Genomic DNA, 14916 nt, shown 5'->3' on the forward strand with positions numbered 1-14916 from the left:
CACCGATCCCGCGGGTCACGACCTTTTGCTGCCCTGACCGGACCTCCGCGGGGGGTGTGGGGCCCTGCCGAGGAAGAGACCCGCCGTGGGTATGTCATCGCCAACGGCACGAATTCATCGAGCTGAATACACCGGTGAGACGAGACGGGCCTGTTGCCTCGAGTTGATCCAGGATTATCAGTGTTCGCTCAGAATGACCCGACTCGAACTCCCACAAGCTTCTACCTGCAGCCTTGTGTCGGCCCGTGTCGACACCATCGTTGGTGGCGGCCGCGCAGGAGCTGCTGCGCCTGGTCGCCGAACAGGCTCCGCAAGCCGCCTAAATCGTGGGTGTTCGACTGGAGCGGGTCGCCGCGGCCCGTGATATCGAAGTCACTGACGTGGCCGTGCAGGGCGGTTCTGCGTCCTGGATCCGACTGCTGTGCAATTCCTGGGCGGCTACGGCTTTCGGCACGCCGGGCGGGGATGACGTGGCGATCATACTGGGAGACAGGGCAGGCGGGTTGGTCCGTCGAGTGAGGTGCCGTCGAGTGGGTTGATTTTGTACCGGCCGCGGCTTTATTGCGAGACCCTGCCAGGCCGGAACCCCGGGAAGCGCGACCCCCATCCCACATCAGAGATTGGTGATCGATCGGTCAGCTTTGGGGCGTCAACGTGATGGCGCCGACCAACACTCCGCCCAAATACGCCGGGCCCCTATACCCGCCATGTCCGTCGCTGATCAGTACGACTCGGTGGCCGGGGAACAGGTCCACGTAATCACCGTCGGGCGTCGAATGAATTGGGTAACGCCCTATCAAGACCAGGTCCCCGCCCTCGACGCGCGCGTCGCGTTGCAGGAGCACGATGCCGGCCGACCATGTCGTGGACGTATAGGCGCCGGGTTCGACATCGGCGAATGCTTCGCCGACCGTGCCGAAGAGCGTGGCGGCACCCACCGCCACGGCGATCGCAGCAGTCCGCACTATCGCTGGTCTGACGCGTACGGACATACGTCAACTCCTGTCGCCTCGGGTCACCAACTCTACGTCACCGCCCCAGGTTTCGTTTCCCGATGGATGGAACCCGTCGAGAACATACGACAGTCGAATACGCGACCGCACCAGTCCGGACCCCCTCTCACCGCGCCTACTCGAACGCACACAGCCCCAGGCGTTGTCGTCGATTGTGCGTCTGTCTGGGGTAGACCGCGCCAACTCCTCGTCCGCAAACACCCGCGTCGCCACGAAACCCGACCTCCAGCACAACCGACCAATCGACCGACCTCATCGGCAGCCGGCCGAGCACCGACCGAGCCCATCCACGCCCGAGCCATTACGTGGACATAACCTCCCAGGCGGTGGTGGCGATACAGTGCCCGTTGTTCCGGTCGACCAATAGTGAAAGCCCGATACGTCCGGGGATGTCCCGTAATGCGGGCAGAACGATCTCTCGCATATGCGAAATTCCGGCATCGATAGCTGAGGGTTGCGCCCGAATCATGGCAGGTAGCGCGAACACGATCCACTCCCTCTCGGCTCGGAGCAGCGCCCCCGGTGGCACCACCGGTGTCCTTCACACTGCTCTTCCGGGTTGCGGTGGCAAGGATCGGCACCTGTCGGCAGTCGAGATCCGTTCAGCTGAGCGACCGGCTCGCTGTGCGCAGATCGTCCAGCGCTGCCAGGGTGCAGGGCTGGAGCGCGGCGTCGGGCCGGGACTCCAGCCACCGGGCACAGCCCCGTTCGAAGGCGAGGATGCCCAGCTAGCCTGCGAGGTGCGCGGTGGAATCCGGTACGCCGCGGGCGGCCAGGGCATCGTTCATGGCTGCCGCGAGACCGATATTCGCGAGCGCGTCGCCTTCTCGGAGCTCGATATCGGCAGCGATCGCGGCTTTCGGGCGGGGGCCGAGTCGCGGCTCACCGGGCCCATCGCGTTCGAGGCGCGTACGAGGCCGGCGGCGACCGCTTCGAGCGGGGTGGCGCGCTCGGGTACACCCTCCGTGCCCGGCCGCGTCTCCACCGAAGCCGATCTGCTGCCGACCGACGGGCCTGCCGCTGGCCGGCCGTTCACGCGCTCGACGCGGCCGTACTCTTCCGGCCGGCCCTGGAGAAGGCGCCGGCGGGGATCGGAATCCGATAATGCCTCGTGGTCAGCGCACCCGGCCGCCGCCGCGCAGAAAGAACTCGCTATCCAATAATGGCGCAGGGTCTACACCACACCGTCGCGCCTCGACAACGAACGACGATACGGTCGATGCGCCGTGGCCCCTGGTCAGCCGAGCCGCCAGCACGTCGGTGGGGCGATTCAGAGCTTCGTCACCCATGAGAGTTTCCAGTTCTACCGATCCGCGCTCGCCGAGATACGCGGTCATGCCATTCGATGTGGATACCACCGTTCGCGAGGTTGCCGCGGTGGGCGATTCGACTCGCGGTTTCCGGCGATGGAGCAGTATTTCGAGGAGGAGCCGGCGCCGGGTTCGCTCTCGGTGTGGCCGGTGACCGAAATTACTTGGTCCACCTCGGGCAAATTTGCCGAGATATCCCCTTACTTCCGAAGCTACGCCCTTGTAACCCGTTGCGCAACACGACCTTCGAGACCCCTGGTGCGGGTTCGCGCGAACTCCGAAATTTTCTGTTCCCTTACGGTATGTCGAAGTATTTTCTCGCGAATAGTGACAGCGATATGTCACGAACAGCGGAATCGTTTATCGCGAATTCCGACAGCGATTATCGAACGAGTCCAGGTGGTCGGTGTCCCGGGGTTTCCGAAGAAGGCGAAGCTCGGCGTCGGCCCTGAGCCGGTCCCTCACGCACAACGATCTCGAAACCGGGATGTGCTGCAACACCGGTGGCCACAGCACCGATAACCACACAGCGGGGCGTGCCGAACGCACCGCGAACCGCGACAGCAGCATTCACCTCGACTGCGTACAAACCGTCGCCGGAACAGAGTAACTTCCGTGAACGGGACGGCCGCTCATCACGACGACGGTCGCGCGTGAATCATGCTGAGCAAGTGCATGAGTCGATGTTTACGAGGCCGTATGTCACTCTCGAAGGAGAACCTGACAACGGGGTACAGCCGGCAGGGGAGCGAGCCGATGTCCGAGATGTCGAAAGTCAACCTGTACGCGGCGATTCGCCAGGATCTGCGTGCCGGTCTCTCCAAACGTGCCATCGAGCGCAAATATCGGGTCGGGTGGCGCACCGTGTCCAAGGCGATGGAGTCGGTGTGGCCGGAGCCGCGCAAAGAGTATCCGCATCGACCGCAGAAGCTCGACCCCTACAAACCGTTCATCGACGAGGTCCTGCGTGCTGACCTGAACGCGGACCTGGACCCATCCCACAGACAACGTCACACGGCGACATATATCCATCGCTGGCTGGCCGAGGAGCACGGCATGACCGGAGTGTCCTACCAACGGGTCAGTGCCTATGTTCGTGCCCGCAAACCACAGCTGCAGGGTGAACTGGCGAATCATCGCCGCACCGAGCGGCTCATCGGAGCCGCGGGCTTCCCGGCCCGAAAGGAGCTGTCCGGCTTCGAGTTCGATGCCGACCCGACCGTCGACTCCGCCATGATCCGCACCCTCGCAGACTGCGACTGGGTGAGGGAGGGCCTGCCGCTGCGTGTGATCGGCGGATCCGGCACCGGAAAGTCCCATCTGCTCATCGCCCTGGGTATCGAGGCCGCGAAGGCCGGATTCCGGGTCAGGTACACATCGGCCGCCATGCTGCTGGCGAGGTTGACCGAAGCCGCAGAGGGCGGGCGGCTGGCCAATACCATCGCCCGCTACAGCGGTGTCGACCTGCTCTGTATCGATGACCTCGACCACGCGGAATCAGACGGCCGTAGCGCCGAATTGCTTCTTCGAGTGCTGGAGGAACGCGAAGCGGGAACGTCGGTCGCGATCACCTCCGAGCGCGACCTCTCCAGTTGGTCCGGACTCCTCCCGGAGGACCGCACTGCGATCATCGACCTGCTCACCCGCGGTGGCATCACCATCCGAACCGGCACCCGCAGGTATCGCCGCGCACGTTCCGGAACGACCACCGGTACCGACAGTCCTCCCTGATCTCGAGGGGCCGGTGGCCTGCGAGTTCGGAGTTCGGCGGCAACCCTATCGACCCGAGCGGCACCGTTCCCCGGACAGACCTGTCCGCGCGCCGAGGCACGCGGACAGGTCTTGAATCCTTTCGGTGTATCGAGGCTCAGGGTGCCGTGATGGTGTTGGTGTCGAGGGTGACCGCGCCGTTGAGGGCCAGGATGTTCCCGTCTGCGGTGACGCCGGTCGTCACCGTCACCGAGGTGAAGGCCAGCAGGCTTCCGGCGAAGTCGGTGTCGGCGCCCAGTGTGGCCGAGCTACCGACTTTCCAGAACACGTTGTCCGCGGTGGCGCCGTTGGTGAGGTCGACCACGCTGTTGGCTCCGGTGATAAGTGTCGTCCCGGCCTGGAAGATGAACACTGCGTTCGGATTGCCCTGCCCATCCAGGGTGACGGTCCCGTTGAGGCCGATCCCGGCGACTGCGTTGTACACCCCGGAGGTCAGGTTTTGTCCGGCGAGATCGGTGGTCACGGTAGCGGTGGGTGTCCGGCTCGCCGCGTCGGTGTAGGCAGCCTGCAAATCGGTGTGTGCCTGCGCCGCGACCGCGTCCCCGGCATGGATCGCACCGCCTGTCACCGTTCCCGGCGGGAATCCGGTCACCGCGGTGCCCGGGCTGACACCCAGGTCACCGGAGATGGCCGTGGCTCCGGTGTTGGTGACTGTCGAGGCACCCAGTACCGCGAACGACGAGGCTGTTCCGAGATCGACCGGCGCCAGACCCGACACGTAGGTGTAGGTGACACTGTTGCTGGTGCCGCCCGGGGTGGTGACGGTGACTGCCACCGAACCGGCCGCGTGTGCGGGGGTGAGGACGGTGATCTGGGTGTCGGAGTTGACGGTGAACAGGATTGCCGGTGTGCCACCGAAACTCACCGCGGTGGTTCCGGTCAGGCCTGTTCCGGTGAGCACGACCACGGTCCCGCCGCTGGGCGGCCCTGAGTTCGGGGTGATCCCGGTGAGGGTGGGCACCACGATATAGGTGAACGCGACACCGTTACTGGTGCCACCTGCGGTGGTGACGGTGACCGATACCGTTCCGGCCGCGTGTGCGGGGGTGAGGACGGTGATCTGGGTGTCGGAGTTGACGGTGAACAGGGTCGCCGGTGTGCCACCGAAACTCACCGCGGTGGTTCCGGTCAGGCCTGTTCCGGTGAGCACGACCACGGTCCCGCCGCTGGGCGGCCCTGAGTTCGGGGTGACTCCGGTGAGGGTGGGCACCACGATATAGGTGAACGCGACACCGTTGCTCGTGCCGAACGGGGTGGTGACGGTCACCGATACCGGCCCAGCAGAGTGAGCAGGGGTCACCGCGGTGATCTGTGTCGAGGAGTTGACCGTGAACGAGGTTGCCGGTGTCCCACCGAAACTCACCGCGGTGGCTCCGGTGAAATTGGTCCCGGTGAGCACAACCGCCGTCCCGCCGGCCGCTGACCCCGAGGTCGGAGTGATGCTGGTCAAGGTAGGAACCGGAGCCGGACCATAGATGTAGGGCATCGGGTTGCTCGTGCCGTCCAGCAGTACTTGCACGGTGACGTTCACCGTGCCGGTTCCGGGCGGGACGATGGCCGTGATCTGGGTATCGGAGTCGATGGTGAACGTCGTTGCCTTGGTGCCGAACCGGACGGTCAAGGGACCGACGTTGGCGTATCCGGAGCCGGTGATGACGACGGAGTTGAAACCCGCTGGAGGGCCGAAGGACGGTGTCAACGAGGTGATGACAGGTGCCATTTGCTTTTCTTTCTGTTCGGTGATCGGTGAAAGGGATTTTCCGCAGCAGCGCAGGCCTGGCCTTTGTGACGCCGCTTGAATCCAGTAGTCCTCCGGTGACCGCGTTTTGGCAATGGAATTTCCTGTTCGTTTTCTTCTGGCCTGCATCAATATTCGGATTCGTCCGGTAGCTGCTGGGAAACTGGACTCGAGACACTGAGATCGATCGATATCGGTTTCCTCGTCCTGAATGGTGCTCGAATTCGCGAGCAACCGATGTCCGAATTCGTGGTCAACCGACATCGGAATTCGTGACCAGACGGACGAGGTGGCCCGGCGCTCCTCCGGGATGGGCACGCGGGCGCGACATCCGGGCCGAGTGCGGACGACCCGGTCCATCGTGCTGTCCGCTGCCCGATGGACGGCGCGAGCGTCCGATCGAGGGCCTGTCACCACCACAGCGTCGGAATTCGCGACCGGTACCGTTCCACTCCACCGAATTGATGTCGAGATCTACGACCAACCGCTGCCGGGATTCGCGATCAGAATCAGATACCGGTACGGACCAAGGCACCCACGATATGACTCAAACTGCCTGGTAGCCGATAGTGTGGTGGGCGGCTCACCGGATGTCCGGCAGGGCTTCCGGGCGCCTAGGGGGGGTTGACAGGGATGAGCTGCCGGACCTCGCCGTGGAGGACGACTCGCCGACGGTTGTGACCGCCGGTCTCGAGCAGTACGACCCGGACCCGGCGGCGGCGCCGTGCCGGACGTCGTCGCCGGGCGCGCCAGGTGTGATGTCCAGGGAGGTTGGTCGGTCGGGTGATCGGTGGCCGGCCTCCGAGGGCGGAGTGGGCTCGGTGGTGATTGTAGAAGTGCAGCCAGGCGGGTAGGGCTGTGTTGCGGTGTTGGGTGGATTCGTAGAACCGGGCGTAGGCCCAGCCGTCGGCGAGGGTGCGGTGGAATCGTTCGATCTTGCCGTTGGTCTGTGGCCGGTATGGCCGGGTCCGTTTGTAGGTGATCGCGAGGTCGGTGCAGGTGTCGCGCCATGTGAAGGATCGGTAGCAGGCGCCGTTGTCGGACAGGACGCGTTCGACGGTGACACCGTGGTCGGCGAACCACGCCACTGCCCGCCGGAAGACACCGGTCGCGGTGCCGGCTTTCTCGTCGGTGCAGATTTCGGCGTAGGCGATTCGCGAGTGGTCGTCGATCACGGTGTGCACGAACGCGGTCCCGATTCTGGGGTTCCCCTTCTCGGTCCGACCGGTTCGAGGCACCGAGGAGATCTTGTTTTTCTTGCCCTGTTGCCGGCCGAGGAAACGCCAGCCGCCCCCGTCGGGGATGTTGCCGAACTTGGTGACATCGACGTGGATCAGCGATCCGGGGCGGTCGTGTTCGTAGCGGCGTAGTGGTTCGCCGGTGACCCGGTCGATCCGGGACAAGCGGTTGATCCGGCACCGGGTCAGCACCGCGTGCACGGTGGAGGCCGGCATACCCAGCCGGCCACCGATCTGGACAGGGCCGAGCCGTTGACGCCACCGCAGTTCAACGATCCGGCGCACGATATGCGGCGGGGTTCTGTTCGGGCTGGTCACCGGGCGTGAGCTGCGGTCGATCATTGCGGTCGTGCCCTGCCCGCGGTAGCGGTCGGCCCACTTCTTCGCCGTACGAGGCGAGACCATGAACATTTTCGCCGACGCGGTGTAGGTCCAGCCGCCGTCGACGACGAGTCGGGCCAGTCGTAGACGGGCACGTGGAGTCAGAGCTGCGTCAGCGTGGGACACGAAGGCCCCCCTGGATGGTGAAGCGGTTCCTCGACAGCTCCACTTCACAACCGGAGGGCCTTCGCTGTCACCTCGACTCACCCACGAGGGGCAGGACAACCTCCCCGACATCACACCTAGGGGATACCGATGGCCACGCACGCATCCGATGTCGGACTCTTCGTCGCCACTCGGAAGGGATTATCAGTGAATACCCGTTGCCATGGTGCGTCCGACTATTCTGAAGGGCACCGGCGGCGTGCAGCCGCGATCGAGGGCGTGCACGAAAACGTGGGAAGGCGGCTGATGACTTTCATCCAGCGTTTCGACCATATCGGTATCACCGTGGCCGACATCGATACCGCGACGGCGTTCTTCGTCGGTCTCGGGCTCCGGGCCGATCAGAAAATGATCGTCGAAGGAGAGTTCCTGGACACCGTGATCGGAATGAAAGGTGCTGCCACCGAGATCGTCATGCTGCACCCACCCGGCGGCGGCGCGACCGTGGAGCTTTCGAGCTTCAAATGGCCGGCCCCCCTCCCAGGCGCACCAGCCGCACCGGCGAACGAATTGGGCCTACGCAACGTCGCGTTCGAGGTCCGCGACCTGCAGGCCGCGGTCGGCTGGGCCGAGGCCGACGGTTACGGCCTGGTGGGAGGTATCGGTGAGTATGAGGGCGTGTGGCGGATGGCCTACGTCCGCGGGCCCGAGGGGATCATCGTCTCGTTGGCCGAGCGCATCCAGAATTGAGGGCAACGCCATGAGCACCACCGTGACCGACGAACAGATTCGAGCGCTGGCTTCCACCGCGAAGCCCTACAGTCCGGCCATCCTTCGGTGGACACCTCAGCGAACCATGGCCGGCGCGGACGCGATAGAACTCGAGCATCAGCGGCGCATGGTGACTCTCCGCGCCGACAGCGTGATCGCCATCCTCTGCCCGGTCGCCTCCGACACCGTGGCCGGTGTCGCGATCATGACCGTACCGGCCGACGAAGCCGCCGAGATCATGGCCGCAGACCCCTGCGTACAAGCTGGGATGATGCGCTGCGAGGTGCATCCGTGCCACGGCTTCCCCGGAGACACGCTCCCCGTTTGAGCGGTCCGGCTGGAGAGCGCCCTCAAAGCCTGTTCGGTCTCGGGCGCAAAGGGGGCGCCCGCGGGTCGAGAATCGGGGTGGATTCCGGTGGTCCGCTGATCTGCCTTGCCGTGGCGAGCATGCCGACCTCGGCCGGTTCCCCGGTGATGTCGGCAATCGCGGCCCGACCAGATGGCGGTCGGATCGAGCTGTTCGGTCAGATAGCCTGCGAGGTTCGCGAGCCGGATCTCCGCCGCCCTCGCCGGGATCACCCGGCCTTGGGAAGACCTCGCGTCGTCGTCCAGATTGTCCGGTGTGAGCTCGGGCGGATCCTTCGGGACTATGACTTCGACTTGCCTCGAGTCCCTGCTGCCCTGCGGCAGGCGGGTGGTAGTCGACCGAGCGGTCTCGACCGGGCCAACGTTCCGCACGAGGCCACCTTCTGATCGGTGTGGCGAGCGGGGACGAATCCCAACGGCGGGCCCCTCGACCGATATCCGCAGAGTCAGAAGGACTTCCGCGATCCGACGAATATGATGTACTACGCCGCCCTGCCGGTTCTCAGGATTCCCTAACTCCCACAGGCCCCTACCTGCGATTTTGCATCGATCCGACTCGGCACCGCTACTAATCCTCGTGTATAACCGCAGGTAGAAGGCCTAAGATGGCGCAGTTTTGTGTCCGGAGGGGGAATCGACCAGTACGCCCACGCGGCGCCGGCCAGTGCGAGGTTGCTCCTGGAGCCATGACGCCAGAGCAATACCAGACTCTCTGCCCAGCCGGGTGATCACGGGGACTGCTCTCGCACGGGTGGGCCATCGGTAGGGCGGCTTCATACGCAATCATGCACGTCGGCCATGATCCCCGAAGACGGCCAGACGCATGTAATACCCGTGCTCGGTGGACAACAGTCACCGAGTCGAGTTTCCACCATGAGCGCCCGGGCCTCGAGACGTCCGCACACGCCCGCACGCGACCGTCCATGAGCGTCGGCCGGGTCGAGCTCCTGGCCGCACGGTCACACCGACCGCCACGGCAGGAGCCGACGAACCGCCTTTCGTCCCGTAGTGATATGTGGGGGTTTCGACATCAAGGAATCCTCGCCCCGAATACACCACCCGAACGCCACCCACCGGTCGTCGTCATCGGTGATCACATACTCTTCGGCCCCGCCGAGAATGATCGCCTCGACCGCCGTGGCGGCCTGGGACGGCTTGCACTCGAACTGGATTTCGTAGTCGGCGATGGCTCGGATGCACCAGCCCGTTTCGAGGCGCACCGCGGCGTCGCCCATATCCACCAGTTTGATGTGTGGATCGGCCCCGCTCACTTGGGCTTCCGTGGACGAGGATCCGCTGGAGAGCACCAGGGTGCCGGGATTCGAAAACGTCTGGATGATGTCATCGGCGGTATGTGCCCGCCAAGAAACCCCGATGAGGTAGCGTCCCCGGACGGGGTCGCCCGGGAATGAAAAGTAGGCGGTTGCGTAGATTCTGGCCGAGGACTCCTCCGGTGGCACGGTCATCTTCGCGGTAGTAGCGAGGCCGGAGTGGGGTGCTGATCTCGTCTCCGACGACTGCACGATATCGGGACCCGCAACAGTTTCCCGATGGCGAAAATCGTCAGAGCCCAACCACAGTCGGACAGCGGTGGCAGTCGAAAAGTCTGTGTTGAAGTAGCTGATCCCGGAGTTTTCCTTGTGGTCGCACGTGATTTGGAGTCCTTGCGAACCGTTACCGGCGCGGCAGGACGATCTCGGCTCCTCCCCGGTGAGCCACGTAGACTTCGGCGCGGCTCGTCAGCTCAACGGCATGTTCGCAAGCGAGGTCGAAATCGGCATGAAACAGATCGAATTCGACTCGCTCGACCCGATGTAAGGGAGGTCTCCGGTAAATGGTTCATCGACGAAGAAGAACCTGAATTACCGGAGACCTCGTGACCAGGTAGCGGTAACGGGGCGCGCGGACCCGACCGATGCCCAATGTGCTCGGAGGGTTCCGTTGCTGCCCCGACGGCTCGGTATTGGTTGAGGGCGGGCTCACACCCGCTCTCAACTGCTGCTCAACTTCGAGACACTGCCTAGCGCTGATAGACCTCGACGTAGGCGTTGGTGGTCACCGCGATGACGCCGGGGCCGGCCCCGGTGCAACCGGTGGTGACGCGCTCGCCGGATGGGGTGAAGGGGTAGCTGAGGGCGTGGTAGGGGCCGATGGCGTAGAGCGGGAACGGACCGTTTGCGTAGAGGCCGAGGCATTCGACGCGCAGGACATAATTGCTGCCGCCGTCGGGTCGGCAGATCGCCGAGGCGCCGAAGAGGTCACGTTCGACGACGCAATCCTGGGGCGCGGCCTGGGCGGTGCCCGAACCGATGATCGCGACGAAGGCCAGGCCCGAGATTCCGGCGGTAGCGAGTCGCGCTGCGGAGGCGATGGTCTTCTTCATGGAAGTTCTCCTGTGTGAAGGTGGTCGAGGAGCGTCGCCGCGTCCGCGGCGTCGAGTTCGATATCGAAGATCTCGGTGAGAATCCTCGGGACGTCGGAAGGTAGTACCGCACGGGTTTCGCCGGTGCCGTCAGGGTAGTTGGTGTGCAAGGTGAGACCGTCGAGCATGTGGTGGACCTCCGGGTGGAGGCGCTGCGTGATGGGGCGGGTGGTGAAAGGCGAATGCGGGGACGTCGAGACGTAGTAGTTGCCGACGGTCTGGTCGATCGGGTATTGCGGATTCATCGTGAACGTGCGACGGGTGAGCCAGCCGCCGCGGGAGAAGTGACGCAGGGTCCACAGACCGCCGCCCAGTACATCGCTCTCGTATTCGAGCATGAATCGCCATGTGCCGGCGGTGAATTCTCCGGCGGCGGGAGCCAGTTCGATCGGTTCCAGCGGGCCCGAGCCGAAACCGACATCGCACAACCACGCTCGTTCGTCGTCGGACGTGGTGACGTGCAGCAGGGCGTGTGTGGCGGGGAGCAGCCGGGTATCCGTGCCGAGGAAGATCCGTCCGGCCAGGCCGGTGACGCCGAAGCCGAGCCGTTCCAGCACCGCGGCGAACAGCGCGCAGTTCTCGAAGCAGTAGCCGCCTCGGCGGTGTCGAACCATCTTGTCCTGCATGAACTCGACGTCCAACCGGACCGGCCGGCCCAGGATGATCTCGAGGTTCTCGAAAGGGAAGGTGGTGGTGTGCCGATAGACCAGGTCGCGCAATGTCGCCAGGGTCGGCGCACGCTCGCCGGTGAAGCCGATGCGGGCCAGATACGCGTCCAGGTCCAGGTCCGCACCGTGCCATGTGTTCATGCGCGGCCCGGTCGGCGGCCGAAGTGTTCGACCAGACGGGAGTAGCTGTCGTCGCCGTGGCCGGCGGCCAGCGCCTCGGCGACGAGCTGCCTGGTGTAGGCCGGCAGCTCGGTATCGATTCCGCGGGAATCACTTTCGGTGATCAGATCGTCGATCGAGGGCAGGTGGTGTGCGAGTGCGCCGAACGGGGTGGCGAATTCGGCGCGGTCGATCTCGCCGGCGAACAGGCCGAAAAGCGACGGCAGCGCCGCCAGCGACGGCTCCGCCTGATCGGCGTAGCGGGTGATCGGGATTCCGGCATCGCGCAGCAGCGCCGCGGCGTGCAGGAATCCGTTCAGCAGTCCCCACATGATGTCGTGGAATGCCATTCCGTACAGCAGTGGCACGCCGGGATCGGTGGACACGTGGGTCGCGCGGCCGCCGAGCGCCCGCAGGACCGGTTCGTGCCGATCGAAGACCGGGCGGGAGCCGCCGAAGAAGATCACCGCGTCCGGCGAGCCGATCACGGGGGCGATGGTCATGATCTGGCCGTGCAGGTAGTCCGCGCCCAGGCCGGTCACCAGATCCGCCGCGACCCGGGCCTGTTCGGAGGGGCCGTCGGTCAGGTTGACCACCGTACGCCCGCCCAGGGCGGTACCCGCCGTCCGCAGCAGCTTCTCGGCCGCCGCGCCGCCCTGGACGTTGACGATCACCAGCTCGGCCTCACGCACCGCCGCTTCCGGCGACTCCGCCCGTCGAGCTCCCGCGGCCACCAGCGGCTCGGCTTTCTCGGGCGATCTGTTCCAGACGATGAGGGGGTGCCCGGCCGCCAGCAGAGCGGCGGCCAGCGCGGAACCCATTTCCCCCAAACCGAATAGTGCGATTGTCATGATTCTCCGATCTCGGTGCTTGCGTACGACGGTAAAATCTCAACCTTTGTTGAGATCAAGAGGACGAGACGTAGGCGACCTCGGTCGGCTCCGCGCGCCGGCCGGTCAGTGACCAGGCCGCGAACAGACCGAGCAGGATGAGGACGGAGGCGACGAAGACCGTGCTGCGCAGACCGTCGGCGGTGGCCCGCTGCAGCGCCGCACCGTCGGACCCGGTCGCGCCCGAGTTCGCGATGCCGACGAGCACCGCGAGCCCGGCGCCGATACCGACCTGCATCGCGGTGTTGGCCATCCCGCCCGCGGTGCCCTGCTCCTGTTCGGCGATACCGGTGCCGGCGGCGGCGTACATGGTCGGATAGACGGTGCCCATCCCGGCGCCGTAGACCAGGATTCCGACCACGAGCGTGCGGTAGGAACCGTCGGCGACCATTCCCCCGGCGAGCAGGGCGCCGCCCACCGCGCCGAGCAGCAGCCCGGCGATCAGGGTCGCGCGGATGCCGATCCGCACGATCAGCCGCTCGGCGACGAAGTTCGCGACCGCGATGACCAGCGACAGGCTCAGAAACACCAGCCCGGTGACCAGCGCGCTGTAGCTCCACACGTTCTGCAGGAACAGCGTGAGGAAGTAGACGATGTTCTGCATGGTCGCGCCGAACACGAAGATAACGACCAGCACCGGCCCCAGTGCACGGGCCAGCCGCAACGGCATGAGCGGGCTGTCACTGCGCGACTCGATGACCAGGAACGCGGCCAGCAGCGTCACCGCGAGCGCGCCGCCGCCCAGGACAGGCACCGAGGTCCAACCGGATTCCGGGCCCTGCGCCACAGTGAACACCAGCAGCGTCACACCGACGGTCCCCGTGAGCGCGCCGGGCACATCGAACCGACCCCGACCGCGCGGACCGTCCGCGCGCAGCAGCGGAAACGCCGCCACTACGCCGACCACGACCAGCGGCACATTGATCAAGAACACTGCCTGCCAGCCGAACGCACTGGTCAGCACGCCGCCGAGCAGCGCACCGAGGCTGAGTCCGCCCGCACCGGCCATCGCCCACACCGCGAGTGCGCGGATCCGCCGCCTGCCCTCCTCGAACATGATGTTCACCAGCGAGAGCGTCGCGGGAAACAGCAGGGCAGCGCCGATGCCCTGGATCGCGCGGGCGGCGATCAGCGCGATCGTAGTGGTGGCCAGACCTCCCAACAGCGACGCGATACCGAACACCACCATGCCGAGCACGAACATCCGCCGCCTGCCGAGCAGATCCGCCGACCGTCCGCCCAGCAACAACAGGCCACCGAAGAAGATGGCGTAGGCGCTGACCACCCACTGCATGGAATGCCCGGAGAATCCGACGTCACGGGCGATATCGGGCAGGGCGACGTAGATGATCGTGAAGTCCAGCGAGGTGATCAGGCTGGAGAAGGCCAGCAGGGCCAGTGTCGTGGTGGGACGTCTCATGGCGGTGTCCTTCTCTACAGCGGGTAGGGCCGGGCTTCGCGGGCGGCGTGCAGCGCGCGGGCCCACCAGGTGAGCTGGTTGAGCAGCGCGGTGGCGGCGGCGCCCGCACCGGCGCGGTCGAGCGGCTGACCGGCGTCGTCGAACTTGTTCCAGCACGAGTGGAAGCTGACGGTGTCGCGGATCGCGATGGCGTGCAGTTCGCCGAACACCTGGCGCAGTTGTTCGGCGGCGCGCAGACCGCCGGAGACCCCGCCGTAGCAGACGAACGCGACCGGCTTGGCCTTCCACTCGTCTACGTAGGAATCGATGGCGGTCTTGAGCGCGGCGGGATAGCCGCGGTTGTATTCGGGCGAGACGATGACGAAGGCGTCGGCCCCCGCCAGACGTTTCGACAGCGCCGCGACTGCGTCGTCGGGCTGGTCGAGGTCGGCGGGGAGCGGGGTCTCGGCGAGGTCGATCAGATCGAGGTCGAGCCCGCCGTGCTCGACGGCGTGACCGTGGAACCAGCGGGCGACCGTCGGCCCGAACCGCTGGGTTCGGGTACTCCCGATGATGATCGCCACGCGCAAGAGGTCGGTTGCGGGCATCGGGCCTGCCTTCCGGTCGGGTCTATGTCGTCACGACCCTCGCCGATGCGGCCTACGCCGTGCCTACAGTCGCCCTAC

General features: G+C 65.6%; 12 protein-coding genes and 1 pseudogene. 3 read left to right on the top strand and 10 right to left on the bottom strand.

Translation table 11 applies throughout. The features are described from left to right. Positions 1-635 precede the first annotated feature (635 nt). The gene (locus tag ACWCPQ_RS20490; protein WP_449901087.1) at positions 636-992 is read right to left on the bottom strand and encodes a hypothetical protein; all 357 of its coding nucleotides are present in this window, start codon (positions 990-992) and stop codon (positions 636-638) included. Positions 993-2128: 1136 nt separating this feature from the next. After that, the gene (locus ACWCPQ_RS20495; protein ID WP_449901089.1) at positions 2129-2350 is read right to left on the bottom strand and encodes a hypothetical protein; all 222 of its coding nucleotides are present in this window, start codon (positions 2348-2350) and stop codon (positions 2129-2131) included. Positions 2351-2983: 633 nt separating this feature from the next. Between ACWCPQ_RS20495 and ACWCPQ_RS20500 the strand changes: the two genes are divergently transcribed. Next, the gene (locus ACWCPQ_RS20500; protein ID WP_449901091.1) at positions 2984-4054 is read left to right on the top strand and encodes an ATP-binding protein; all 1071 of its coding nucleotides are present in this window, start codon (positions 2984-2986) and stop codon (positions 4052-4054) included. Between the two features lie 136 nt (positions 4055-4190). Here the strand turns inward: ACWCPQ_RS20500 and ACWCPQ_RS20505 are convergent, their stop codons facing one another. Both ACWCPQ_RS20505 and ACWCPQ_RS20510 read right to left on the bottom strand, forming a co-directional pair. Further along, positions 4191-5813, bottom strand: coding sequence for an ice-binding family protein (locus tag ACWCPQ_RS20505; RefSeq protein WP_449901092.1), 1623 nt, complete (start codon positions 5811-5813; stop codon positions 4191-4193). 773 nt (positions 5814-6586) lie between these two features. Further along, positions 6587-7576: pseudogene (locus ACWCPQ_RS20510) on the bottom strand (IS481 family transposase); the annotation flags it as partial. 285 nt (positions 7577-7861) lie between these two features. On the opposite strand from ACWCPQ_RS20510, the gene ACWCPQ_RS20515 reads away from it, so the two are divergent. Together ACWCPQ_RS20515 and ACWCPQ_RS20520 are read left to right on the top strand one after the other, a co-directional pair. Next, positions 7862-8305, top strand: coding sequence for a VOC family protein (locus ACWCPQ_RS20515; protein WP_449901259.1), 444 nt, complete (start codon positions 7862-7864; stop codon positions 8303-8305). 10 nt (positions 8306-8315) lie between these two features. Further along, the gene (locus ACWCPQ_RS20520; protein ID WP_449901094.1) at positions 8316-8654 is read left to right on the top strand and encodes a hypothetical protein; all 339 of its coding nucleotides are present in this window, start codon (positions 8316-8318) and stop codon (positions 8652-8654) included. A 997-nt stretch (positions 8655-9651) separates the two neighbouring features. On the opposite strand, the gene ACWCPQ_RS20525 is transcribed toward ACWCPQ_RS20520, so the two are convergent. From ACWCPQ_RS20525 to ACWCPQ_RS20550, 6 genes are all read right to left on the bottom strand, one after another. After that, complete coding sequence (locus tag ACWCPQ_RS20525) at positions 9652-10158, bottom strand: hypothetical protein (protein WP_449901096.1); 507 nt, start codon at positions 10156-10158, stop codon at positions 9652-9654. Positions 10159-10712: 554 nt separating this feature from the next. Further along, positions 10713-11075 (bottom strand): hypothetical protein, encoded by a 363-nt coding sequence (locus ACWCPQ_RS20530; protein ID WP_449901099.1) that lies wholly within the window; start codon positions 11073-11075, stop codon positions 10713-10715. Beyond that, positions 11072-11923, bottom strand: a complete 852-nt coding sequence (locus ACWCPQ_RS20535) for an arylamine N-acetyltransferase family protein (RefSeq protein ID WP_449901101.1) — start codon at positions 11921-11923, stop codon at positions 11072-11074. Before ACWCPQ_RS20535 ends, ACWCPQ_RS20530 begins: the two co-directional genes overlap by 4 nt. After that, complete coding sequence (locus tag ACWCPQ_RS20540) at positions 11920-12792, bottom strand: NAD(P)-dependent oxidoreductase (protein WP_449901104.1); 873 nt, start codon at positions 12790-12792, stop codon at positions 11920-11922. The genes ACWCPQ_RS20535 and ACWCPQ_RS20540 overlap by 4 nt, the downstream gene beginning before the upstream one ends. Before the next feature lie 55 nt (positions 12793-12847). Further along, positions 12848-14251 carry an MFS transporter gene (locus ACWCPQ_RS20545; protein ID WP_449901106.1) on the bottom strand — a complete coding sequence of 468 codons (1404 nt, stop codon included), beginning with the start codon at positions 14249-14251 and terminating at the stop codon, positions 12848-12850. A gap of 14 nt (positions 14252-14265) precedes the next feature. Further along, the gene (locus tag ACWCPQ_RS20550; RefSeq protein WP_449868729.1) at positions 14266-14838 is read right to left on the bottom strand and encodes an NADPH-dependent FMN reductase; all 573 of its coding nucleotides are present in this window, start codon (positions 14836-14838) and stop codon (positions 14266-14268) included. Positions 14839-14916: the final 78 nt, after the last annotated feature.

The organism is Nocardia sp. NPDC001965 (genome assembly GCF_053594175.1).

Bases quoted from the DNA above. Each gene is read 5' to 3' on its own strand.
- ACWCPQ_RS20495 (WP_449901089.1), bottom strand. From the start codon at position 2,350: ATGACCGCGTATCTCGGCGAGCGCGGATCGGTAGAACTGGAAACTCTC.
- ACWCPQ_RS20530 (WP_449901099.1), bottom strand. From the start codon at position 11,075: ATGAAGAAGACCATCGCCTCCGCAGCGCGACTCGCTACCGCCGGAATC.
- ACWCPQ_RS20515 (WP_449901259.1), top strand. From the start codon at position 7,862: ATGACTTTCATCCAGCGTTTCGACCATATCGGTATCACCGTGGCCGAC.
- ACWCPQ_RS20505 (WP_449901092.1), bottom strand. From the start codon at position 5,813: ATGGCACCTGTCATCACCTCGTTGACACCGTCCTTCGGCCCTCCAGCG.
- ACWCPQ_RS20535 (WP_449901101.1), bottom strand. From the start codon at position 11,923: ATGAACACATGGCACGGTGCGGACCTGGACCTGGACGCGTATCTGGCC.
- ACWCPQ_RS20500 (WP_449901091.1), top strand. From the start codon at position 2,984: ATGCTGAGCAAGTGCATGAGTCGATGTTTACGAGGCCGTATGTCACTC.
- ACWCPQ_RS20490 (WP_449901087.1), bottom strand. From the start codon at position 992: ATGTCCGTACGCGTCAGACCAGCGATAGTGCGGACTGCTGCGATCGCC.
- ACWCPQ_RS20520 (WP_449901094.1), top strand. From the start codon at position 8,316: ATGAGCACCACCGTGACCGACGAACAGATTCGAGCGCTGGCTTCCACC.
- ACWCPQ_RS20550 (WP_449868729.1), bottom strand. From the start codon at position 14,838: ATGCCCGCAACCGACCTCTTGCGCGTGGCGATCATCATCGGGAGTACC.
- ACWCPQ_RS20545 (WP_449901106.1), bottom strand. From the start codon at position 14,251: ATGAGACGTCCCACCACGACACTGGCCCTGCTGGCCTTCTCCAGCCTG.
- ACWCPQ_RS20540 (WP_449901104.1), bottom strand. From the start codon at position 12,792: ATGACAATCGCACTATTCGGTTTGGGGGAAATGGGTTCCGCGCTGGCC.
- ACWCPQ_RS20525 (WP_449901096.1), bottom strand. From the start codon at position 10,158: ATGACCGTGCCACCGGAGGAGTCCTCGGCCAGAATCTACGCAACCGCC.